The organism is Paenibacillus tritici (assembly GCF_013204885.1).
GTDB classification, from domain to species: Bacteria; Bacillota; Bacilli; order Paenibacillales; family Paenibacillaceae; genus Paenibacillus_AQ; species Paenibacillus_AQ tritici.
The window spans coordinates 146,412-167,980 of record NZ_JABMKX010000012.1 but is presented as its reverse complement, the minus strand read 5'-3'; the positions used below and the strand labels follow the sequence as shown (position 1 = coordinate 167,980).

Here is a 21,569-nt window from a genome sequence, read left to right as displayed (position 1 = left end):
TGTAGCAGCCGCGGAGGGGTATAGTTATGAAAATTGGTAAAAAGATTTTTTTGTCCTTTGGTGTTGTGGTGCTGCTTTTTCTTACTACAATTGTTTTTCTTAATTTAACGATCAGTAATCAAAGCAAAAAGATTATTGAAATAAAGGATAATGAACTTCAATCCTCGTTGATTGCTGGTGAACTGCAGCAGACATTATCTAATTATCAGCCCCTGTTCAAAGAATTTGAAGGAGGGGACAGTAAAGCTGGTGAAGAGATCACCCTATTGATATCCCAACTGAAAAATAATGAAACAGAGCAAATTCAAACGGGGTTGAACAATGCTGTAGAGTCAAACTGGCTTGCTTTTAAGCAAGCTATGATTTTTCAATCAATAATCGTAATTATCGTTATTGTACTTTGTTTCTTCTTTGCAAAGTCAATCACAGGCCCGATTCGGCGATTGATTCGTGCAGCAAGTGTGATCTCAGAAGGTAAATTAACAGAAGAAATTCATATTCATTCACGGGATGAGTTTGGTACACTTGCAGAAATTTTTGAAATAATGAGGCGGAATTTGGCTCATTTCGTAGGAGCTTCTCAAAGTACCACACTTCAGGTTATTGATTCTACAGATAAACTGTCTCATTCAATGGAAGATACGAAACGCTTGATAGATGAAATCAATCAATCCATACAAGGGATTGAGAGCGGAGCGCATACTCAGCTTCAAAATACTCAAGAATGCGTTCAGGCTGTCGAAGAAATGGCAAAGGGAGTTGCACAAATTACTACTTCTACATCTATTGTTGCAGATAATTCGATTTCATCAGAACGGGATTCACTGAATGGAAAAAGTTTAATTGAGAAAGTGCATGAACATGCTCAGGAGTTGAAGATTACATTTACAGATTGTGCTAAACGCAAGTATCGAAGCGGCCCGTGCTGGAGAACAGGGAAGAGGTTTTGAAGTCGTTGCGTCTGAAATCCGGAAACTTGCGCAGCAGGTAACTCATTCATCAAATCATATTTGGGAAATTGTCGCCAGTATACAGGCGAACATGATAACAACAGTAAATCAAATGGAACTGGGTCAGCATCAGCTTGAAGAGACAGAATCCTCTATTATGGAAGCAAATGCTGCATTCGAAACTATTATGTCCAGAACCATAAATATCTCTATTATGAGAATCGGCTGTCGAGTTACAGACTACAATTACAGCATATAAAGTCTAATTAGTGAGGAGAAGGAGGGAATGCTACATGGAGAAGATTTCAGAACGTTTTGAAGCGATCTGGACTCTGATCAATCGGGACCTTACTTTTGAAGCTCTTGGAGAGCTGAATCCATTGTTAACACAACGAGAGTGGTCAGTATTAATTTATATCTGCTCAAGTGAACATGTTACGCTAGGTCAGGTAGCTAAATTTGCAAAAATATCTAAAAGCTCAGCTACAATATTAATTAATAAATTTGAAAGTATGTGTTATGTCAAGAGAATACATGAATCGGGGGATCGCAGATTCGTCTCTCTTGAAGTCACGGCTGAGGGATACAAAGCGTGTGGGAAATATCTTTCTGAACGACGAACTGTTGTGGAAAGTTACCTTAACCAGCTTATTCCGGAAAGCCAAGTACAATTGGTGAGTCTCTTGGAAGAGCTGGTGCGATTAAACAAGAAGAATGCTTTGGATAGTAAATGATGGCGGAGAGGAATCGGAATTTACGGAAGATTAAAAAAGAATTAACAGAGAAAATATTAGCAGAAAAAGCATATGAGTTAGCCATAGAAAAAGGAATGGATGGATTCATTATTGAGGATGTTGTTCAGCGCTCAGGTTATTCCCGGAGAACCTTTGCAAATTACTACTCCTGCAAGGAGGAAGCTGTAGCTAAGGCGGTTATAACTTCCTGCAAATACGATCGACTCATGGACGAAATTAAAGGTTTGCCTTTAAAAGCTTCTCCACTTGAAGTGATGTACCATATTGCCAAAATACTGATTACAGAAGACCTGATTTTGAAAACAAACCAGTTTGTGATTCTATCTAGAAGATATTCAGCACTCCAGCCCTATGTGCTGAAAGTGATTTATGAGGCCCAAGTAAATACTGAGCATATTTTAAATGATTTGTTCCATGACCGATATTCTACCGTGTACATCCAACTTCTTGCTGGAGTGATATTTGCAGCCATTATTCCTTTATTTGCCGATAAAAAGAATTTACTGCTCCCAGGGCAAGATCCTAATGGATATTTAAATGCCGTATTAATTTGGGAATATATAGATGATATATTTGACTATTTAAAAACCGGGTTCTAGTTTTGAAATTAAAATCCTTGATTTTGTGAAAGTATATTATGCATAAATGCTGTATAATCCCCAATAGCGTTTTTTCTCGTTTAAAATGAAATATTAGTGGGGTACATGCCAGTTGAACTTTATTTTCTCATTTAAAATGAAAAATCACATGTATGTTTATGCATTGGTTTGCATGTTTTTTGGTGGCATTCCTACACTTATAAAGATGTTAATCTAATGGACCAGAGTAGTATCATCTGTGGTTGGTGCAGCGCACTAGGGAGTAGAAAGAGGTCGAGAGGAGTTATCTCGATCTTTTTTTATGGAATTTGATGAAAACAGGGAGATTTTACGGTTCGTACGGAAAAATTAGATTCTGGACAAATCGTTAAAGTGTTTGATTTAGTTGAACAAATCGTACTTAATGAAATCGGACGTCGCTTCAGGGTGATATGATGAAAATTAATTATAATACAGACGGCACCTTAATCCGTATTGTCGATCGGAATGCTCGCCAAGTTGAGCGTAGAATGCTGCATGAGAATCAAACTGTTCTTAATCATCAACTTCTAAAACCATCCAACCCACCATACCCATTTTATAAGTGAAAGATACTTAACACTTGAATTGTTTGTCAATAATGGGTTGTATCAAGGGCTTTCAGTTACCTTCATTTATAAAAAAAGCCTGGGATCCTTCTTACTCCTGTAGATCGTTACCGTGAAGCTGCAGGACACGAACTTGTACCGATTACACACTATTCATTAGGCTAATGGACAGGTTAGTTTAATGAATTACAGTTGAAGAGTACTAATTTAAGTTCGAATAGGTGTCTAGAATATACCTCCAGGTGTATCTTGTTCTAAGTTTTGTTTATATTAGATCTGTTTGAAAAAGTTCAATAAATTTCTGAGCGGCAGAGGTTAAAGGAAGATTCTTTTTAATGGCTATGCTCAAATATCTCTTGGGTATTTTCTCTATAATAGGTAAGACAAACAACTCTTTTTGATTAACATCCTTTTGGACAAAATCCTCTATTACACACGATACACCTAAGCCCTTCTTAGCAAACTCGATAAGTAGTTCCATTGTGCTTAATTCTGCCTTTGGTTTTACTTCTAGGTTATATGACGCAAGAACATTTTCAATGTAATTTCGTGTGTGTAGCCCTTTTTGCAAGAAATTAATCGGATATTCATCAATTAACTTTTTCAAAGAGATCTCCGTTTCACAAAGTTTCTTGAATCTCTCACCCACTACAAAACAATCTTGTATCTCAATTTCTCCGATCACATTAAGCGTATCTTGTTTGCCGCTTAGATTGATGATGCCTATGTCAACTTCACCTGACTCAAGTTGCTTAATCGTAGTATGAGTGGATTGATCTTTTATATATATATCAATGTTAGGATATGACAGTGAATATGTCTCTAGATATTGCATAAAAAAGTTACTACAAGCTGCGCTACTTACAGCTACTCGCAATTCACCTGCATCCAAATTATTGAACTCATCAAATCTCCGTTGTGCTGCTTGTAGTAATTCATAACTCTGCTCAACATAGCTATAAAGTACCTTACCCTCTGAAGTGAGTGTAACTCCGTGCGGCCCCCTATAAAATAGTTGTGACCCTAATTTACTTTCTAAAATTTTAATAGATTGGCTAACCGCAGATTGTGAAGTGAATAATTCCTTTGCGGCATTTGACATACTCCCAGCTTTAACAGTCATATAAAAAATTTTATATAGTTCAAAATTGATATCCATATCAGTTTTTAGTATACCCCCTATACTGAATATTAATTTTACTTATCACATTGCGTAAATTATACTCGGATTGTTCACGAATAATCAATAATAATTCGCCACTTTAGATTTCCAGGGATAATTGTTAACGGCTGAGTTATTCAGTACTTCATACTCAATATGTTCGTTTTGGGAGGAGGACTTACACAGAAGTTTAGTCAAAAGAATTGAAGTTGTAATGGATTGTTGAGTAGTACTTATATAGTGAAAGGAAAACAATTATGGCCATTTTTTTCATGATATTTGCATTATTGGCTGGGATGGCTTTACCTACTCAGTTTAGCGTGAACTCTCAACTAAGGACGGTTGTCGGCTCTCCAATTATTGCCTCAGCGATTTCGTTCACCGTAGGAGCTATTTCTTTAATACTCATCTCGTTCTTTGCCAAAGGATCGTTGGTCAAAAAAGAGTGGTTAGAAGCGCCATGGTGGATGTGGACTGGTGGACTGTTGGGCGCCTTCTACGTCTTGGCCACAACAATCTTGATGCCAAGAATCGGTGTAGCTGCAACGGTGGGCTATGTTTTAGCCGGCCAAGTTATTGTATCTATTATTATCGACCATTTCGGATTAATTGGAACAACAATGCACACCTTGAACATTCCTCGATTATTGGGGGCGCTGTTAGTCATAGTCGGTGTATTTGTCGTTCAGAAATTTTAAGTTATTGAGTTGGAGGGGAGCATCATGAGAAACATAAGACATGATTTTCTGTGGGGAGGAGCTATAGCTGCCAATCAGGCAGAGGGCGCTTATCTCAAAGATGGAAGAGGGTTAAGTACTGCTGATATTCAGCCGTTCGTTCCAGGTGCTAAACCAACGGATTTACATTTTAACGACATGGATTCTGAAACGTTCAAACGCTATAAAAACGGGGAGTATTATTATCCTAAACGGCAAGGTGTTCATTTCTATGAGCGATATAAAGAGTACATTGATGTATTGGCTGAAATGCATGTAAAAACATTGCGCTTGTCTATCTCGTGGAGCAGAATTTTCCCTAATGGCGACGATGCCGTTCCAAATGAACAGGGTTTAGTTTTTTATGAGCAATTATTTGAGTATATGAAGAAGAAAAAAATTGAACCGATCGTTACAATATTTCATTATGAAATGCCATTGAATTTAGTCGAGCAATATGGTGGTTGGACTAATCCCAAATTGATCGATTTTTTTGAGAATTACGGACAAACTGTGTTGAGAAGATATAATAATAATGTAAAATATTGGATAATCATTAATCAAATTAATCTTGTTCATAAGGAAGCCTTTGCTTCTCTTGGAATACTGAAGGATCAAATGGAAAATTACGAGCAAGCTAAGTTTCAAGCACTGCATCATCAATTTGTTGCATCTGCAAAAGTTACTGAGTTTGGTCACAACTTGAATCCGACACTTCAGATGGGCGTCATGTTAGCAGATACGCTAACTGCTCCTTACTCATGTGATCCTGCAGATGTAGAATTGAATTTCAGAAGGAATCGAATGCAATATTTCTACAGTGATGTGCTGATTCGTGGAGAATATCCTGAGTATGCATTGACTTACTTTGAAGATCGGGATATCCGAATAAATATGACTGAGGATGAAAAGAATCTTCTTCGTAACAACACAGCTGATTTCCTTGCAGTTTCTTATTATTGGTCAAATACGGTCAAAGCTAGTGAAAATTCGATGGACCCTAACACTACTGTGAAAAATCCTCATTTAAAAGTAAACCGTTGGGGATGGTCCATTAATGCATCTGGACTATATCTTTGTATGTCTAAGTATTGGGATAGGTATCACATTCCAATGATGATTGCTGAAAATGGGATCGGATTTAAAGATGAATTGACTATCGACAATGGTGTTCGCGATGATTATCGTATCGAATATCATCGAGATCATATCTTGGCCATGAAAGAAGCAATACGTGAGGGAGCGGATATCTTTGCTTATTGTTCGTGGGCTCCATTCGACATTATAAGTGCAGGAACTGCAGAAATGAGTAAGAGATATGGTTTCATTTACGTTGATTATGATGATGAAGGAAACGGAAGTGGCCGATTCCACTATAAGGACAGTTTTTACTGGTATAAGCAGGTAATTGATTCAAACGGCGAGGACGTTTTCGGACACAAATAGTTCTAGATGAGAACATACCAAAACAACTTAGGCACCCCCGGATCATTACAGTATCTATTTACAAGGATGATCCGGGCATCATTACTAGGAGGGATAACCATGGGTTATCAAAAAACAGCTGAAGATATTCTCGATGGAGTAGGGGGCAAAGAAAACGTCAATGCGGTGTGGCACTGTGCTACAAGATTACGTTTTAAGTTAAATGATACTAATGCTGCCGATACTCAGAAAATACAAAACATTGATGGGGTCATCACCGTTGTAAACAGTGCCGGACAGTACCAGGTCGTAGTAGGTAATTCGGTAGGGCGAGTTTATGACGAACTTACAGCGTTACCTGGGATGGCATCACATGTATCTCCTAACACTGAAAGCGCTTCAGTTAAAGAGAAGGGCACATTCAATCCAATTAGTCAATTAATGGACTTTGTCTCGGCTGTGTTTACGCCGTTTCTTGGAGCTTTAGCTGGAGCAGGAATCTTGAAAGGACTATTGGCTCTGATCATAACTTTGAATTGGATATCTACTGATAGTGGCCCATACAAAGTTTGGAATGCAGCAAGTGACGCCATATTTTACTTTTTACCCATGTTTCTGGCATTTACTGCGGCTAAAAAGCTCAAAGTCAATCAGTTTGTAGCTGTATCACTGGCAGGCGCCTTAATTCACCCATCCTTAGTGGAAATCGTGTCAAACTCTCAAACCATTGATTTCTTTGGAATATCGATTGTTCCAATTACGTATACGGCATCTGTATTTCCTATTTTGTTGTCCATTTGGGGACTTTCTTATCTGGAACCTCTGTTGAATAAATTTTTCCCGGAGTCACTCCGTAATATGCTAACCCCTTTGGTCTCGCTAGTTATCATGCTGCCTTTGACTTTAGCCGTGATTGGTCCGGTTGGTACCAAAATTAGTGACTTGTTTGCTTGGTTGTTGTTAGCAATCTATGGTTTTTCTCCACTCTTGGCAGGGCTGATCTTGGGAGCATTCCATCAATCCATCGTCATCTTCGGTGTTCATTGGGCATTGATTACACTAATGATTAACAATGTTGCGAATCATGGATATGACCAATGGTTGCCTATTGTGTGTGCAGCGGTACTTTCTCAAGCCGGTGCTGCGTTTGGCGTCTTTTTGAAATCCAAAGATCCGAAAATTAAAGGCCTTTCCGGTTCTGCTGCGATCACAGCTATTTTTGGAATCACAGAACCTGCAATCTACGGAGTGACCCTGAAATTAAAACGACCATTTTATTGCGCTATGATTGCCGCAGGTATTGGTGGTGCTGTTATTGGTTCTTTTGAGGTCCATGCGTCTACATTTACATTTCCGAGTTTATTAGCCCTTCCAACATACTTGGGCCAAGGTTTCCTTGGAGAAGTAATTGGACTCATGATTGCCTTTTTCGGGGCGGTAATTCTAACCTTTTTCTTCGGAGTACCTAAAAAAGCAGAGACACTTCCTACTCAGGTAGATGTTAACCTGAATGAAGTCATGGTACCCGCGGATGGTCAGATTGTTGCTTTAAACCAAGTAAGTGACGAAGTATTTGCGTCTGAAGCCATGGGAAAAGGAGCAGGTATTATCCCGATCAATGGACTGGTTACAGCACCTGTTAACGGTATAGTAAACAGTGTGTACAAAACGGGCCATGCCATTGGTATAATTTCTGATTCTGGGATAGAACTTTTGATTCATATTGGCATCAATACCGTGAAATTAAAGGGGCAATTTTTTAAACCTTTAGTTAAGGAGAATGATCGGATTATCATTGGTGACAAAATAGTTGAATTTGATTTGGAACAAATTAAGGCTGCTGGCTATGACCCTACTGTCATGGTGGTTGTCACAAATTCATATCAGTATGATCAAGTTCAAGTAAATCTAGATAACTCTAATTCCAAACAACTGCTACAAGTACAACCAAAGGATCCTAACCAAACGACCTCTTAATGTAAACTGAACATACATGTTTAATAACATCACTAAAACCTCTTTGCTCACAATTGTAAGACTTTTGTCTACCTTGATTGTGTGTAGTGATACATTAATTACACGGGCCATAGCCCTTCTTCTTGAAGGAATGTGTTTAGCTTTGCGCGGTAGGAGCATCCTTTAGGGAAACTAGCATGGTCAATTCATATTCAAAAAGTCCTGATTAGGAATTACCTAAATCAGGACTTTTATTTTTGCTCCCTTAATGAGGGGAGATTCTCCCGCAACAGGTAGAAGAAAGAGGGGTTTTCATTGATAATGGTTATCAATGATATCCGAAATTCGAGGAGGAAGAGGTAAGAATGCTCAGACATAAGACAGTCGAAGGCGAAGAACTGGAGCAGGGGGTTAGTCCGCGCCGATGGTATACGTTGGCGGTTATTCTTCTCCCCATATTACTTATTTCGTTGAACACCTATATGATCCAGGTCGCGCTTCCGTTCATACAAAATAATCTGAACGCCAGTTTTTCCGATGCGCAGCTTATTGTGACCTGTTTTTCACTTAGTTTGGCCATAACGCTCATTGTTAGCGGAAAGCTTGGCGACATCTACGGGAGGAAACGATTGCTGCGAATTGGCGTGAGCGGGTTTACACTCATGGCTATGTTGGGAGGTATGACTACGAGTCCGACTCTCCTGATCGTCATTCGAATCTTCCAAGGCCTTGCCGCGGCGCTTATTCAACCTCAAGTGTTATCCATGATGCAAGTTAATTTTCTGCCGCGGGAAAAGGGACTTGTCTTCGGGATTTACGGCGCATTGCTCGGGTTCGGGTTCGCCTTCGGCCTCACGTTGGGAGGGATTCTGGTCCATTGGAACGTGTTTGGTTTGGGTTGGAGATCCGTATTTTTGATCAATGTTCCATTCGGTATTGTTGTACTTCTATGCTTGCCGTTTCTATCGGAAACGCGAGGAGACCGGGCACAGAAAAACGACTGGTTCGGTACGGTCTTACTTATGGGTGGGCTGTTTCTGCTTGTGTATCCGTTATCCGAAGGCCAAAAACAGGGATGGCCGAATTGGATATGGGGGTGTCTGGTTCTTGCGATACTGTTGCTAGTTACATTCATCGCAGTTGAATTGCGCAAGCAAAATCGCGGTGAGGCACCGCTGGTCGATCTGACAATTTTTAAGCAACGTCTGTTCGGCGCAGGAATTCTATCTGTTGTGTTCATCTATCTCAGCATGTTTTCTTTCTTTTTCATCCTGACGTACTATTTGCAGTTCGGCTTGCATTTCGGTGTCCAAGAGACGAGCCGCGCTTTTCTGCCTCTTGGCTGCTTTTTTTTCCTGACTTCTCTGATCTCTTCTCGAGTGGTTGACAGGTGGGGGATGGTTGTGCTGAAAATCGGGGCATTGGTAACGGCAGGCTGCTGTTTTTTATTTATCTTGCTGTTGCATATTGATGCGGTACATTTGCTCAATCTAACCTACATTGCACTGCTGCTGGTGTATGGCTTAGGACTGGGGCTGGTCACAACGCCGCTCACCCGAGTCGTGCTGGGCACCTTACCGGCGAAGGATGCAGGGACAGGCTCAGGCTTGTTTAATACCGTAATGTATTTGGCTAATTCGTTAGGTGTGGCGCTGATTAGCATTTTGTTTTCAGTTACGTTACGGCAGTCCTTGAATAATGCAATCCTGTCCGACTATGTAAGGGCATTTTCCGCTTCTTTAACTGCCTGTGGAGGAATGGCTCTGGTGACTTTTGTTTGCCTTATTTTGATGCGCAGCCCCAAAAATTTATAAACCAAATCGTTTGTTTTGTTCCAGGTTTAGTTGGCTGATCCGTTTCACATAATCGCTGGGATTGCAGCCGTAATGCTTGCGAAAAGCAGTCGTGAAATTGCTGGCATTGCTATAGCCGACTGAAACAGCTGTTTCACCTACGTTCAGATGAGCTACTTCCATATACCACAGGGCTTTCTCCATTCTTTGTTGACGTACAAGCTCGAAGATGGTCATGTCGAATAATTCGCGGAAGCCCTTTTTCAACTTGAATTCATTCATTCCAACTCGTTGGGACAACTCTCTGATCGACAGCGGTTGTTCGAAATGTATTTTTACTAACTCATGTGCCTGCTTCAGCTTGGAAATGTCATCTCGACGAATGATCATATTTCCACCAACAGAACCGTATGCATCCGACTCTCCGAATAACGTTATAAATTCAAGCGCCTTACTCTCCAGATATAATCGTTTCAATGTGCCAAGATGAGTACAATGGAACATGTCGAAGACACATCTTTGGAGGGTCGGTGTGTTCGGAAATTGATCAATATTCCCACGATGATGTTTAAGCCATGTTTCCATTTTTCGTTTTTCTGATGAGTCCTCAGCGTAGCGCAGTAGTTCATCAGGGGTGAACCTGATTTCCACAAGCTGATTTTGGATACCTGCCTTTTTCTCTTCATAGACTTGAACATCCTCCAGAAAGAGAACACTGCCTGTTTGTGTACCAGTATGGCTGTCCTTACCATTCCATTCGCAATGGATATCCCCATTCACACAATAACTCAATTCAAATAGCTGACAAGATTCCTGAATCTGAAGTTTCATATCCTGTTCGAATGTAATATCCGTTAGCATGATCTCCATGCCAGGACGGATTTGGGTTCTTGTCACACTTCCCTTGCCTATATGAGAAGGAATCATAAGCCGTTGTTCATAATTTCTTTGCTGAACCTGTCCCTCTACTACTCCCGTAAATTGATCAAATAAATCATGAATCTTGTTAATGTGTAAAGTCATGGCAGATATCACCCCCTTGTCTACTATGAAGTGACATATGTCACAATTCATTCATAAAATAGCGTGTTTTCACAAAAAAGACGCACTATAGAAGAAAGTTAGACACATTGCCCCCCTCGTTTGGGCCATACAGAGTTTCCCTAAACTCATTATACTTGTGAATTAAAGCACAGCAAAGTGGAAGGAATAGCAAAGCGCTTCTAAAATTTGCTGGGCTTCATTCGCAAGATTGAGGGGGGATGTATTCGTGATGATTGATACAGTGATGTGGAGTAAATGGTTAACAGGAATGACGTTAGCATTTCACACCATTTTTTCTACGATTGGTGTCGGTGTCCCATTGATGATAGCCATTGCCGAATTCGTCGGGATACGCAAGAAAGACCAGCATTACACTCTGATGGCCAAAAGATGGTCACGCGGATTTATTATTTCAGTAGCTGTTGGCGTAGTGACCGGAACGGCGATTGCCTTGCAGCTTGCGCTGGTCTGGCCGAAGTTCATGCAGATCGGCGGGAACGTAATCGCCCTTCCCTTATTTATGGAGGTTTTCGCCTTCTTTTTTGAAGCCATTTTCCTGGGGATTTATTTGTATACCTGGGGGCGGTTCCGCAACCCGTATATTCACTTGCTGCTGACGATTCCCATTGTCGCCGGGGCAGGCATGTCCGCAGTATTCATCACAACAGTGAACGGATTCATGAATCAGCCTGGAGGCTTTGTAATGGAAGCCGGACAATTCACGGCAGTGAATCCGCTGGAGGTAATGCTTAATACGGCAACACCTTCAAAGGTATTTCATGTCTTAACCTCTGCCTACTTGACGGGTGCTGCTTTGCTTGCGGGAATTGCGGCTTACACTATCCTGAGAAGGGGAGTCTCAGCCTACTCCAAGAAGGCCTTGAAGCTGATGATGACCGTTGTTGTGGCGTTCAGTCTGCTGACAAGCCTGGCCGGAGACATGTCAGCCAAGTTTCTGGCGGAGCATCAGCCGGAGAAGCTGGCGGCAGCGGAATGGCACTTCGAAACCGAACGCAGCGCAGACTTGGTTCTGCTAGGCTGGCTTAATGCAGAGAACGAGATTCTGGGGGCGATTCACCTTCCGAAAGCGCTAAGCTTCCTGGCGTTTGGAGACTTTAACGCTGAGGTCACGGGTCTTGAAGAGTTCCCGCTTGACGAACGCCCGCCGCTTATTGTCCACTATTTGTTTGATTTTATGGTCCTGAGCGGAATGGTTATCTTGGGAATTGGACTGCTGTATTTCCTCTTCCTGTTCTGGAAGAGACGAAATGAGCTTAACAAGTGGCTGCTCAGATCCATTGTCTTTAGCACATTTCTGGCCTTCCTGGGCATTGAATTCGGCTGGTTCTATGCAGAGCTTGGCAGGCAGCCTTGGATTGTCCGTGGATATATGCGTGTAGAGGAAGCAGCCACAACATCGCCGAATGTGAGGATTCTCTTTTTCCTCTTCCTCCTTCTGTATGTTGTAATGGGGACGATGTGTGTCATCGTACTTAGACGGCTGTTCCACAATAATCCTCCAGAGGCCGAGCTGAACAAGCTGGCACAAGCATCTATAGAAAAAGGTGAGCAACTATGATCAGCTATGAGCTGGCCGGTATTTCAGTGCTTTGGATTTTTTTGTACGGCTACTTAATTGTAGCGTCTATTGATTTCGGGGCCGGATTCTTTGCCTTATATGCCCGCTTGACGAAACAGGATCACCTGATTAACCGGCTGATCTCCCGCTACCTGTCGCCAGTCTGGGAGATTACTAATGTATTCTTTGTTTTCTTCTTTGTGGGCATCATCGGATTTTTCCCCGACACGGCGTACTATTATGGCTCGGCGCTGCTTGTTCCCGGAAGCATCGCCGTGATTCTGCTGGCTATACGCGGCTCCTTCTATGCTTTTCAGAACTATGGCTCGAAGCAGAACATTATCTATCTGTTTTTATACGGGGCCACAGGTTTACTGATTCCGGCTTCTTTATCGGTGGCCCTGACGCTGTCTGAGGGCGGTTTTATTATAGAGAATAGCGGAACGGTCACCTTAGCCTATTGGACGCTTTTGACAAGTCCGTTGTCATGGAGCATTGTAGCCCTCGCTATCGTGTCGGTGCTGTTCATCAGCAGCTCGTTCTTGGCCTACTACGCTTCGAAGGCGGAGGATCAGCCCGCGCTCAAGCTGATGCGGACCTACGCCCTGTTTTGGAGCATACCCACGATCATTGCTGCATTTACGGCATTTGTTTTTCTTTCCCAGCACAATGAGCGTCATTTTCATAACATGATGGATTTGTGGTGGCTGCTGGGCTCGTCCGTTGCCTTTTTCATGATTGCAACATGGCTGCTCTATTACGGCCGCCTCTATGGATTGGCCTTTATCTTTGTCATGCTACAGTTTCTCTGTGCCTTTTTTGCGTACGGGATAGGGCAGTATCCTTATATCCTCGACCCCTATATCACCATTCAAAGCGGCGCCACGAACGAATCCATGGGGATTGCGCTGGTGGTAGCCTTTATCGGCGGTCTGTGTCTGCTGGTCCCGTCGCTCATTCTGGTCTTCAGATTATTCCTGTTTGATGCGGAGTATGTAAAAGGCAAAAAATAAAGGAGGGGAGTTATCATGAAGAGGAGAACCGGTCTGATCTCAGAGTATATGTCTACACAAAGGAAGCGCCGTGCACTGTTAGCAGGCTTCTCGCTTGCACTCGGTGCAGCCATAACATGCCAGGCCGTGCTGCTCGCGGAAGCCGTTAATAAGATTTTTGTAGAACGGGTATCTGTGTCATCGGCGGCTGTTATCCTTGGCCTGTTACTGGCTGTCATGGCTGCGCGTACGCTGCTATCTTATGGTAACGGGTTAATCGGCTTGCACATGGCTGCTGATGCTATGGCAACGATGAGGGCCAGAGTGCTGCGGAAGATGACCCAGGCTTCTGTACCCTCGTCACTTCGCGGGCAAACGGGCAGCAAGGTAAGTGTGGCGCTGGATGCGGTGGATGAGGCGGACAGTTATTTCAGCCAGTACATGCCAAGAATGATGGAAGCTGCGGTTATACCCGTGCTGATATTAATCGTAATCTTTACCCAGCACAGCAATTCCGGATGGATCCTGCTGTGTACCGCCCCCTTTATTCCGGTATTCATGATTCTGGTAGGGCTGCAGACCAAGAACAAGGCAGAGGAGAAATTCGCACAGCTCGCCGGGTTCTCCGGGACCTTCCTCGACTCTCTTCAGGGGCTGGTCTCGTTGAAGCTGTTCGGCCTGGCCCGCCGCCAGCAGCAGGAGATCGAACGCAGCAGTCTGGGGTACCGGGATGCGACCATGGGGATTCTGCGGATTGCCTTTACCAATACCTTCATGCTGGAGTCGATCGTTATGCTGGGCCTTGGCATTATTGCGCTTGAGCTGGCGCTTCAGCTTCTTGTCTTTAAATCTCTTTCCTTTCATACCGCGTTTCTGATCCTGCTGCTGGTGCCTGAGTTCTTCAATCTGCTGAAGAACACGGGAACTGCTTTTCACAGCGGCCGCACCAGCATGGGAGCCCTTCGTAAAGTGGAAGAGATGCTTGCAGAAGCAACAGAAGAGAGCGCGGCAGCGGAGCAGCCGGAAGCATACGAAGGGGGCTTGCACCGGATGCCACCTACTATTGAGCTGAGGAATATCCGGTTTCAATATGCTCCGGGTATGTTCGGGCTGTCAGTGGGTTCACTATCCATACAGCCGGGTGAGCAAATCGCCATTGCCGGCAAAAGCGGGGCCGGCAAAACCACGCTGCTGCATCTCATTGCAGGACTGCTTAAGCCGGCGGCGGGAGAAGTACTGGTGAACGGACGCCAGCAGACGCAAATAGAGGAGACTTCTTGGTTTGAACACGTCAGTTATATTACTCAGCACCCGTATATTTTTGCCGGTACGTTGGCTGATAATATTGCGCTGGGCGCTGGCAGGAACGTCTCCAGGGCCGAAGTCGTTCAGGCGGCGGAAGCCGCGGGACTTGCTTCTGTGGTGGCTGAGCTGGAACAGGGCTACGATACCTTGGTAGGTGAAGGAGGCCGTGGATTGTCAGGCGGCGAGAAGCAAAGGCTTGCTCTGGCACGTGCCTTCCTGAAGCATCCGTCGGTGATTCTATTTGATGAGCCCACGGTGGGATTAGATCTGCATACCGAACGCATATTGCAGCGGTCTATAGCTGAACTTGCCGGTCAAGCTACGATGATTACCGTGGCTCACCGCCTGTATACGATCCGCCAAGCCGACCGCATATTGTTTATGGACAAGGGAGAAATACTGGACTGCGGAAGCCATGATGAGCTTCTTGAGCGGCTGCCCCAGTATGCTGAAATGGTGAAGGCGGGAAAGGGGGAGCAGCATGAATGAGCTGGCTATTTTGACCAAGGCCATGCTACAGGAACGGAAGGATATTGTTATGGCCATCCTTGGGGGCTTCATTGCCGGAATAGCGGGAGTATGCCTCTTTGCAACCAGCGGATATCTGATCTCCCAGACAGTATTTGCCCCTCCGCTATATAGCTTGATTGTGCTGACATCTCTTGTGAAAATACTTGGTCTGGTGCGGGCGGCCGCGCGATATGCTGAACGTTTGTATACCCACCGGGCGACGTTTTCGATGCTCAGCCGTTTGCGGACCGCTTTTTTTGCCAAGCTGGTTCCTCTGACTCCGGGAGTACTAAACCAAAAGCGGAGCGGAGATCTCCTCTCACGTATCGTAGGCGATATAGAAAGCTTGCAGCACTATTTTCTGCGGGTCGCCTATCCTCCGGTCATTGTCGTTATGGTATTTTTGGCCACGGTTCTGTTTACTTCTGCCTTCTCCATCTGGATCGCCTGTTTGTTTATACTGGGGATGCTGGCAGCGGCATTTGTGGTTCCGGCCATTGTTATGCTGGGACAGAGGAAGAACCATGGGCGTGTTCGGGAGCAACGCTCGGCGCTTTCCACGGAAGTGACGGAATTACTTTACGGTTTCCGCGATTTGAAAGTGTACGGGCAATTGCAGCAACGCGGAGAGCAGCTGGAGTCTGCCTCTGCGGCATTGACGGCTGAACAGCAGGCAGCAGCACGGCATTTACTGCGCGGGCAATCGCTGCATGTATTTGTAACTTTTCTGATATCCTGGAGCGTGCTGACCCTTGGCGCCTTGCTGATTGTGGAGGGTTCGCTTGCCGGGGTGTTTCTGGCGATGCTGGTTATGATCTCTCAGACTGTGTTTGAGGAAGCTGCGGCATTGGCGACACTGCCCGCATATAAGCAGGATAGTGAGCATGCCGCTAAGCGGCTAGAGGAAACCGTTAGGGCAGCTGATGTACTGGCAGAGCAGCCAAGCGGCAAACTTCCTGCCGGTCAGGCCGTGTCCATTGAGCTGAGCGGTGTATCTTTTCAATATGAAGATGAATGGCGTCCGGCACTCAAGGATGTGTCCCTCCATATTCCGTCTGGATCTAAGACTGCCATTGTCGGGCCGAGCGGTTCAGGCAAAACAACCATTCTCGAATTGCTGCTTAAGCTGCGTACACCGGCGGAAGGACAGATCCGGTTCAATACAACTTCGATTCAAGAGCTGGATGAAGCAGGCCTATGGCAAGCTGCCAATGTGGTGCTCCAGCACAGCCATTTCTTCCGGGGAACCCTACGTGATAATCTGCTGCTGAAGGAGGAAGCTCATTCCGATGAAGCGTTATCCGCAATACTGAATAAAGTGCAGTTGCCGGATAAGCTCCTGGATGACATGGTTTATGAGAAAGGAGAGAACCTGTCGGAGGGGGAAAAGCAACGCCTGGCCCTGGCCCGTGTGATGCTAAGGACAGGAAGGTTATGGCTTCTGGACGAACCAACCTCTTCACTGGATTACATTACCGAGCAGCGGGTGCTCAGGCACTTGCTGGCCCAGGCGGCAGACGATACGCTGATTCTGATCAGCCACCGGCTGACCGGTCTGGAAGCGATGGACCAGATCTTGGTCATGGACCATGGACAGGTTATTGAAGCAGGCAGTTATTCAGATTTAATGAAGCAAAAGGGCTATTTCTATGAAATGAAGCAAATTGAGCTGCAAATGATAGAGGGAAGCTGAGGATGCTGTATACGCATATGACGATTGCCTTGGCCTTCTAGGACTTGGACGGGCTTCCCGAATTTCTAAAAGGCTTGAAATGTTAAAAAGCAGCGATCTCCGTTTTTGGAGAATCGCTGCTTTTTTCTTGTATAGGAAATTATAATATCCGCCAGATGTGGATAAGAAGGCGTAGCGTGGGGAGGAAGTGCTCATTGAATGATACTGGGGCCGCATGAGTAAATGAGGAGCCTAGAATGTAAGCGAAAAACCGAATACAATGTGCTGGTGCGAGTATGCGTGGGCCGGATGTAATCGGAAAACCGAACACAATTGGACTGTGAGCGCCGCGTAAGCCAAATGTAATCGGAAAACCGAACACAATTGGACGGGGAGCGCCACGTAGGCTGAATGTAAGCGAAAAACCGAACACAATTGGACTGGACGTGCCACGTAGGCCGGATGCCCCGGAAATGGGCAGATGGGTACAGTGGAGGTAGCCATACGAGTTCTCTGGAACGCAGAGGTTCCTACATTTATCCACTCGCAGGGTGATTTTGTTCTTTGTTTTTAAACAAAGGTTATCGTCCCCTGCTTAAACAGCGACCCAAACATCGGTCCGTTCACGCAGCGTCCACCAAAGTGCTCACTTTGATCTTCAATCTCTTGTGAAATTCTCTAACATTCCAGCCGGATACCGGCTGCCGGCTGATCCGTGCGGAAGGATCTCATTAATACGCTGAAGATCAGCTTGTGAGAGATGAACATGAACAGAGCCAATGTTCTGCTCAACCCGCGCAGCGCTGCGTGTACCAGGGATCGGGACGATATTCTCTCCTTGGTGAAGAAGCCAGGCCAGGGCCAATTCTGCTACAGAGATCCCTTTGACAGAAGCAAGTTCTCTAAGTTGCCCGGTTGCGTTCAGGTTGTAGATATAGTTGTCCCCTTGCCAACGCTCATCGAATCGGCGCATATCGTCTTCGGCGTACTCGTGAGAGGGTTTAACCGCATCGGTCAGGAACCCTCTGCCTAATGGAGAGTACGGCACCAGACCTATACCCAATTCATTCAAGGTTGGCAGTATATTGTCCTCGATCTCGCGTTCGAATATGGAATATTCAGTCTGAAGCATAGACACCGGGGTAACAGCGTGAGCTCGGCGGATGGTTCTGGAGCCCGTATTACTCAACCCGAAATATTTAACCTTCCCTTCTTGGATCAGATCTCCAACGACCCCGGCTACCTCCTCGATAGGAACATCAGGATCAGGGATATGCTGATAGAGAACATCAATGTAATCCGTCTGCAGATAGCGAAGACTGTTCTCCGCTACTTTACGAATATTATCTGGACGGCTGTTGAAACGTGTTCCGAATGGCTTGGCTGTCATGTCAAAGCCAAATTTGGTAGCCAGTACTACCTTGTCACGAAAATCCTTCACTGCTGTACCCAGCAGCTGTTCATTGTGGCCTTTTCCATATCCATATAATTCTGCCGTATCAAAGAAATGAACTCCAAGCTCATAGGCCCGGCGAATTGTCGCTATTCCCTCCGTGTCATTTGAAGGACCGTAGGCCATTGTCATCCCCATGGTTCCCAAACCAATAGCGGAAACGCTTAAACCTTGCTGACCAAGAATCCGGGTTTTCATTGTGGTGCCTCCCTTATCCATTTTCATTTCCTCAGGAACAAAACCATATTATCACGGAAAATAAATTAAGTAAACAAAAAGTGTATAAAGTGTCTATTGTGTATATGGTGTATGGAGTCATGCTTATGAGTTATACTATAATTTACAAGGGGGCATTTACATGGAACCACAGAATGAAAAACAACATCAGATGAGGATTAATCTTGCGAATAGACTGGTAACATTCGTTAGAAAAAATGGATTCCAAAGTCTGAAAATTGACGAAATCGCAAAAATTATGGATATCAGCAGGGCCACTCTATATAAATATTTCTCGACCAAAGAAGATATCATAACGTTTATTGTCAGTGGCCTTGTAAAATATATCCATGAAATTATAGAAGATTCTGAATCGAATCAAGCGTACGGTCCACGATTTCAGCATTTATTTGAACAAACCATTTTATTAAAAGAGTACATCACCGATATTTTCCTGAGGGAGCTTGAGGGCAGTTACCCTGAGAGCTATGAGCGGCTAAAAAAAGCGATGAAAGAGCGGGAACATCAGGAATTGGCTTTCTATGAAGCAGGAATGAATAATGGGGTTTTTAATAGGATTGATGGCAGGCTTATCGTCTTGCAGGATGAGATTCTAAGAACCGTGTTAGATGTGAAATACCTGATGGAGAACCATTTGACCGTGTATCAGGTGCTATTTGAATATTACAATCTAAAAAAAACTCAGTTGTTTAAACCTGATGAAACGGAAAGGATAGATGACAACTTGATGATTCCTAGAATGGAGTATATGGCACAAAAAATTTCGAAAGACTTGTATTAAACCTAGCAGCACGTAACTCTAGCATGTAGAGAATTCCGTTGATATACTGGGCTTGCAGCAGTGTAACAAACCAAGTAGACGTAGCGGGAAATCGTACGCATAAACAAAGGAGAACTGAAAATGAGAAAGCTCGTTCTATTTCTGCACGCATCGCTTGACGGTTTTGTTGAAGGGCCGAAGGGTGAAATGGACATTGGCTGGGTTTCCTACGATGCTGATTTAGAAAAACATGCGAAAGAAATTCTCAGTACTGCCGACACTGTCATTTGGGGACGAGGGACTTATCAGATGATGTACAATTACTGGCCATCCGTGCCTTCGAACCCGTCAGCTTCACAGCATGAACTGAATCATGCCGAGTGGATCGAAAAGGCAACCAAAATCGTTTTTTCCACAACATTGGAGAACGTCGAATGGAATAATTCCAGACTGGTGAAAGAAGCTGCCGAGGAAGAGATCCATAACCTCAAACAGCAGCCCGGCAAGGATATGGTTATCCTCGGCAGTCCCAGGCTGGCACACTACCTTATGCAGCTTGATCTAATTGATGAGTATAAAATTACGGTTTCTCCTGTCCTGATCGGTAGCGGATTGCCGTTATTCCAAGGTCTCAAGGAGAAGATTAATCTTAAGCTAATCGACAACAAGACCTTTGATTCTGGAGCCATAGGCCTCACTTACCAGACGATAAGAGGACCGTTAGCTTAAGGGGCTATCCAAGCACAACAATCGCAGCGATTCTTCTCCGGGAGAATCGCTGTTTTCTGTTTGTTTTTTGTGATTTTAGACAGATTTGAAGAAACTTTTTCAGCTTAAACAGCGGAGAGGACGGAACGAATGTGGAAAAGCGTCAGCGGTCGCCTTGGTCTCCGGATTTTCACCTCAAAGGTGAATCCAAAAAATCTGGAGACCACAGCGATTGGAACATCGGTCCGTTCACGCAGCGTCCTTCCAGGCGCTAACGTTGATCCTGCTCAAAAACCAAGGACTTCCCTAAAGGTCACTCCTTAATATCTTATAAGAAATTCTTGAAATCACAGAAATTTGTCCGGGTAGGGGGTGCTACTATACAACTATAAATAAAGACGAGGTGATGAAATGCAAGCGAAACTGGCAGCGGACGCCATTCCCCTCTCCAAAAAGCGGAACTCATGGATAAGGACGATAAAAAAGTATAAAGTGATGTACGCGCTCTTGTTCCCGGCATTGATTTATTTTGCCGTATTCAAATACATTCCTATGGCGGGAATCATTATTGCCTTTAAGAACTATAACCTGGCTTTGGGGCTATGGGATAGCCCGTGGGTGGGATTCAGAAATTTCACGGATTTTATGAACGGCGTGTATTTCTGGGACATCATGAGAAACACGATTATCATATCGCTGTATAAGCTGTTGTTCGGTTTCTCGGCTCCCATTATTCTGGCTTTGCTGCTTAACGAAGTGTATACCCAATGGTTTAAGAAAATCGTTCAAACGATCACGTATTTACCCCATTTTCTGTCATGGGTCATAGTGTATGGAATGATGGTGGCTTTATTAGCTCCGGGGGATGGTCTGTTTAACATGATTTTGAAGGAAGCTGGAGTGGAGCCTATCTCCTTCCTGACAGAACCTGCCTGGGGCAGACTGCTGATTATCTTATCTGAAATATGGAAAGATATTGGCTGGGGAGCGATATTGTATCTTGCCGCATTAGCGGGAATCGATCCGAGTCTATATGAAGCGGCTAGAATTGATGGCGCTTCCAAATCGAGACAGCTCTGGCATGTAACCCTTCCCGGCATCCGGGGAGTTATGATTCTGATGCTGATCCTGAAGTTAAGCCATATCCTGGATGCTGGTTTTGACCAGATATTCATGTTTGCCAACAGCTTCAATCAGGAGAAGATCGACATTATCGACACCTGGGTATACCGGGAAGGGCTGGAGCGGCTTAAGATTGGCCTGGCCACGGCAGTAGGATTGTTTAAAGCAGTCATCGGATTTATTTTAGTGCTGACGGCGAATAAGATCGCCAAAAAATTCGATGGGCAGATCTGGTGAGGGGGTG

The 21,569-nt window shown here is 44.3% G+C and carries 17 protein-coding genes and 1 pseudogene; 15 read left to right on the top strand and 3 right to left on the bottom strand.

Going from position 1 to position 21,569, the window contains the following annotated elements:
• The first annotated feature begins 26 nt into the window (after window positions 1-26).
• The 4 genes and pseudogenes from HQN87_RS21915 to HQN87_RS21900 all read left to right on the top strand — a co-directional run bounded on the left by HQN87_RS21915 (window position 27) and on the right by HQN87_RS21900 (window position 2,304).
• Complete coding sequence (locus HQN87_RS21915) at window positions 27-950, top strand: HAMP domain-containing protein (RefSeq protein WP_173137651.1); 924 nt, start codon at window positions 27-29, stop codon at window positions 948-950.
• A pseudogene (locus HQN87_RS21910) lies at window positions 895-1,209 on the top strand (methyl-accepting chemotaxis protein); the annotation flags it as partial. The gene HQN87_RS21915 and the pseudogene HQN87_RS21910, both read left to right, overlap by 56 nt.
• 34 nt (window positions 1,210-1,243) lie before the next feature.
• Window positions 1,244-1,684: a MarR family winged helix-turn-helix transcriptional regulator gene (locus tag HQN87_RS21905; protein ID WP_173137649.1), complete on the top strand. Its 441-nt coding sequence runs from the start codon at window positions 1,244-1,246 to the stop codon at window positions 1,682-1,684.
• Window positions 1,681-2,304, top strand: a complete 624-nt coding sequence (locus tag HQN87_RS21900; protein WP_173137647.1) for a TetR/AcrR family transcriptional regulator — start codon at window positions 1,681-1,683, stop codon at window positions 2,302-2,304. Before HQN87_RS21905 ends, HQN87_RS21900 begins: the two co-directional genes overlap by 4 nt.
• An 852-nt stretch (window positions 2,305-3,156) precedes the next feature.
• Here HQN87_RS21900 and HQN87_RS21895 read toward each other — a convergent pair.
• A complete protein-coding gene (locus tag HQN87_RS21895; protein WP_173137645.1) occupies window positions 3,157-4,050 on the bottom strand; it encodes a LysR family transcriptional regulator in 894 nt (297 codons plus the stop codon).
• A gap of 260 nt (window positions 4,051-4,310) precedes the next feature.
• Here HQN87_RS21895 and HQN87_RS21890 point away from each other — a divergent pair, with 260 nt between their 5' ends.
• From HQN87_RS21890 to HQN87_RS21870, 4 genes are all read left to right on the top strand, one after another.
• Complete coding sequence (locus tag HQN87_RS21890) at window positions 4,311-4,751, top strand: DMT family transporter (protein WP_173137643.1); 441 nt, start codon at window positions 4,311-4,313, stop codon at window positions 4,749-4,751.
• A 24-nt stretch (window positions 4,752-4,775) separates the two neighbouring features.
• The gene (locus HQN87_RS21885; protein WP_173137641.1) at window positions 4,776-6,215 is read left to right on the top strand and encodes a glycoside hydrolase family 1 protein; all 1,440 of its coding nucleotides are present in this window, start codon (window positions 4,776-4,778) and stop codon (window positions 6,213-6,215) included.
• A 99-nt stretch (window positions 6,216-6,314) separates the two neighbouring features.
• Window positions 6,315-8,171 (top strand): beta-glucoside-specific PTS transporter subunit IIABC, encoded by a 1,857-nt coding sequence (locus HQN87_RS21880; protein ID WP_173137639.1) that lies wholly within the window; start codon window positions 6,315-6,317, stop codon window positions 8,169-8,171.
• Window positions 8,172-8,515: 344 nt separating this feature from the next.
• A complete protein-coding gene (locus tag HQN87_RS21870) occupies window positions 8,516-9,964 on the top strand; it encodes an MFS transporter (RefSeq protein WP_173137637.1) in 1,449 nt (482 codons plus the stop codon).
• On the opposite strand, the gene HQN87_RS21865 is transcribed toward HQN87_RS21870, so the two are convergent.
• Entirely contained in the window at window positions 9,959-10,966 is a 1,008-nt protein-coding gene (locus HQN87_RS21865) for a helix-turn-helix transcriptional regulator (RefSeq protein ID WP_173137635.1), read from the bottom strand. The two genes, HQN87_RS21870 and HQN87_RS21865, sit on opposite strands and share 6 nt — an antisense overlap.
• 247 nt (window positions 10,967-11,213) lie before the next feature.
• Between HQN87_RS21865 and HQN87_RS21860 the strand changes: the two genes are divergently transcribed.
• The 4 genes from HQN87_RS21860 to cydC are packed head-to-tail and all read left to right on the top strand — an operon-like array spanning window position 11,214 to window position 17,066.
• Entirely contained in the window at window positions 11,214-12,566 is a 1,353-nt protein-coding gene (locus HQN87_RS21860) for a cytochrome ubiquinol oxidase subunit I (protein WP_173137633.1), read from the top strand.
• Window positions 12,563-13,579, top strand: coding sequence for a cytochrome d ubiquinol oxidase subunit II (locus HQN87_RS21855; protein ID WP_173137631.1), 1,017 nt, complete (start codon window positions 12,563-12,565; stop codon window positions 13,577-13,579). The genes HQN87_RS21860 and HQN87_RS21855 overlap by 4 nt, the downstream gene beginning before the upstream one ends.
• Before the next feature lie 15 nt (window positions 13,580-13,594).
• Window positions 13,595-15,352 (top strand): thiol reductant ABC exporter subunit CydD, encoded by a 1,758-nt coding sequence (gene cydD / locus HQN87_RS21850; protein WP_173137629.1) that lies wholly within the window; start codon window positions 13,595-13,597, stop codon window positions 15,350-15,352.
• The gene (gene cydC / locus HQN87_RS21845; RefSeq protein ID WP_173137627.1) at window positions 15,345-17,066 is read left to right on the top strand and encodes a thiol reductant ABC exporter subunit CydC; all 1,722 of its coding nucleotides are present in this window, start codon (window positions 15,345-15,347) and stop codon (window positions 17,064-17,066) included. Before cydD ends, cydC begins: the two co-directional genes overlap by 8 nt.
• 637 nt (window positions 17,067-17,703) lie before the next feature.
• Here cydC and HQN87_RS21840 read toward each other — a convergent pair.
• Complete coding sequence (locus tag HQN87_RS21840; protein WP_173137625.1) at window positions 17,704-18,696, bottom strand: aldo/keto reductase; 993 nt, start codon at window positions 18,694-18,696, stop codon at window positions 17,704-17,706.
• A 160-nt stretch (window positions 18,697-18,856) separates the two neighbouring features.
• On the opposite strand from HQN87_RS21840, the gene HQN87_RS21835 reads away from it, so the two are divergent.
• From HQN87_RS21835 to HQN87_RS21825, 3 genes are all read left to right on the top strand, one after another.
• Window positions 18,857-19,516, top strand: coding sequence for a TetR/AcrR family transcriptional regulator (locus HQN87_RS21835; protein WP_173137623.1), 660 nt, complete (start codon window positions 18,857-18,859; stop codon window positions 19,514-19,516).
• A 120-nt stretch (window positions 19,517-19,636) separates the two neighbouring features.
• Window positions 19,637-20,224: a dihydrofolate reductase family protein gene (locus HQN87_RS21830; protein WP_173137621.1), complete on the top strand. Its 588-nt coding sequence runs from the start codon at window positions 19,637-19,639 to the stop codon at window positions 20,222-20,224.
• Between the two features lie 390 nt (window positions 20,225-20,614).
• Window positions 20,615-21,562 carry an ABC transporter permease gene (locus HQN87_RS21825; protein WP_173137619.1) on the top strand — a complete coding sequence of 316 codons (948 nt, stop codon included), beginning with the start codon at window positions 20,615-20,617 and terminating at the stop codon, window positions 21,560-21,562.
• Window positions 21,563-21,569 lie beyond the last annotated feature (7 nt).

What these genes read in the sequence shown, in the direction of transcription:
- HQN87_RS21915 (WP_173137651.1), top strand. Translation starts at nt 27, where the DNA reads ATGAAAATTGGTAAAAAGATTTTTTTGTCCTTTGGTGTTGTGGTGCTG.
- HQN87_RS21905 (WP_173137649.1), top strand. Translation starts at nt 1,244, where the DNA reads ATGGAGAAGATTTCAGAACGTTTTGAAGCGATCTGGACTCTGATCAAT.
- HQN87_RS21900 (WP_173137647.1), top strand. Translation starts at nt 1,681, where the DNA reads ATGATGGCGGAGAGGAATCGGAATTTACGGAAGATTAAAAAAGAATTA.
- HQN87_RS21895 (WP_173137645.1), bottom strand. Translation starts at nt 4,050, where the DNA reads ATGGATATCAATTTTGAACTATATAAAATTTTTTATATGACTGTTAAA.
- HQN87_RS21890 (WP_173137643.1), top strand. Translation starts at nt 4,311, where the DNA reads ATGGCCATTTTTTTCATGATATTTGCATTATTGGCTGGGATGGCTTTA.
- HQN87_RS21885 (WP_173137641.1), top strand. Translation starts at nt 4,776, where the DNA reads ATGAGAAACATAAGACATGATTTTCTGTGGGGAGGAGCTATAGCTGCC.
- HQN87_RS21880 (WP_173137639.1), top strand. Translation starts at nt 6,315, where the DNA reads ATGGGTTATCAAAAAACAGCTGAAGATATTCTCGATGGAGTAGGGGGC.
- HQN87_RS21870 (WP_173137637.1), top strand. Translation starts at nt 8,516, where the DNA reads ATGCTCAGACATAAGACAGTCGAAGGCGAAGAACTGGAGCAGGGGGTT.
- HQN87_RS21865 (WP_173137635.1), bottom strand. Translation starts at nt 10,966, where the DNA reads ATGACTTTACACATTAACAAGATTCATGATTTATTTGATCAATTTACG.
- HQN87_RS21855 (WP_173137631.1), top strand. Translation starts at nt 12,563, where the DNA reads ATGATCAGCTATGAGCTGGCCGGTATTTCAGTGCTTTGGATTTTTTTG.
- cydD (WP_173137629.1), top strand. Translation starts at nt 13,595, where the DNA reads ATGAAGAGGAGAACCGGTCTGATCTCAGAGTATATGTCTACACAAAGG.
- cydC (WP_173137627.1), top strand. Translation starts at nt 15,345, where the DNA reads ATGAATGAGCTGGCTATTTTGACCAAGGCCATGCTACAGGAACGGAAG.
- HQN87_RS21840 (WP_173137625.1), bottom strand. Translation starts at nt 18,696, where the DNA reads ATGAAAACCCGGATTCTTGGTCAGCAAGGTTTAAGCGTTTCCGCTATT.
- HQN87_RS21835 (WP_173137623.1), top strand. Translation starts at nt 18,857, where the DNA reads ATGGAACCACAGAATGAAAAACAACATCAGATGAGGATTAATCTTGCG.
- HQN87_RS21830 (WP_173137621.1), top strand. Translation starts at nt 19,637, where the DNA reads ATGAGAAAGCTCGTTCTATTTCTGCACGCATCGCTTGACGGTTTTGTT.
- HQN87_RS21825 (WP_173137619.1), top strand. Translation starts at nt 20,615, where the DNA reads ATGCAAGCGAAACTGGCAGCGGACGCCATTCCCCTCTCCAAAAAGCGG.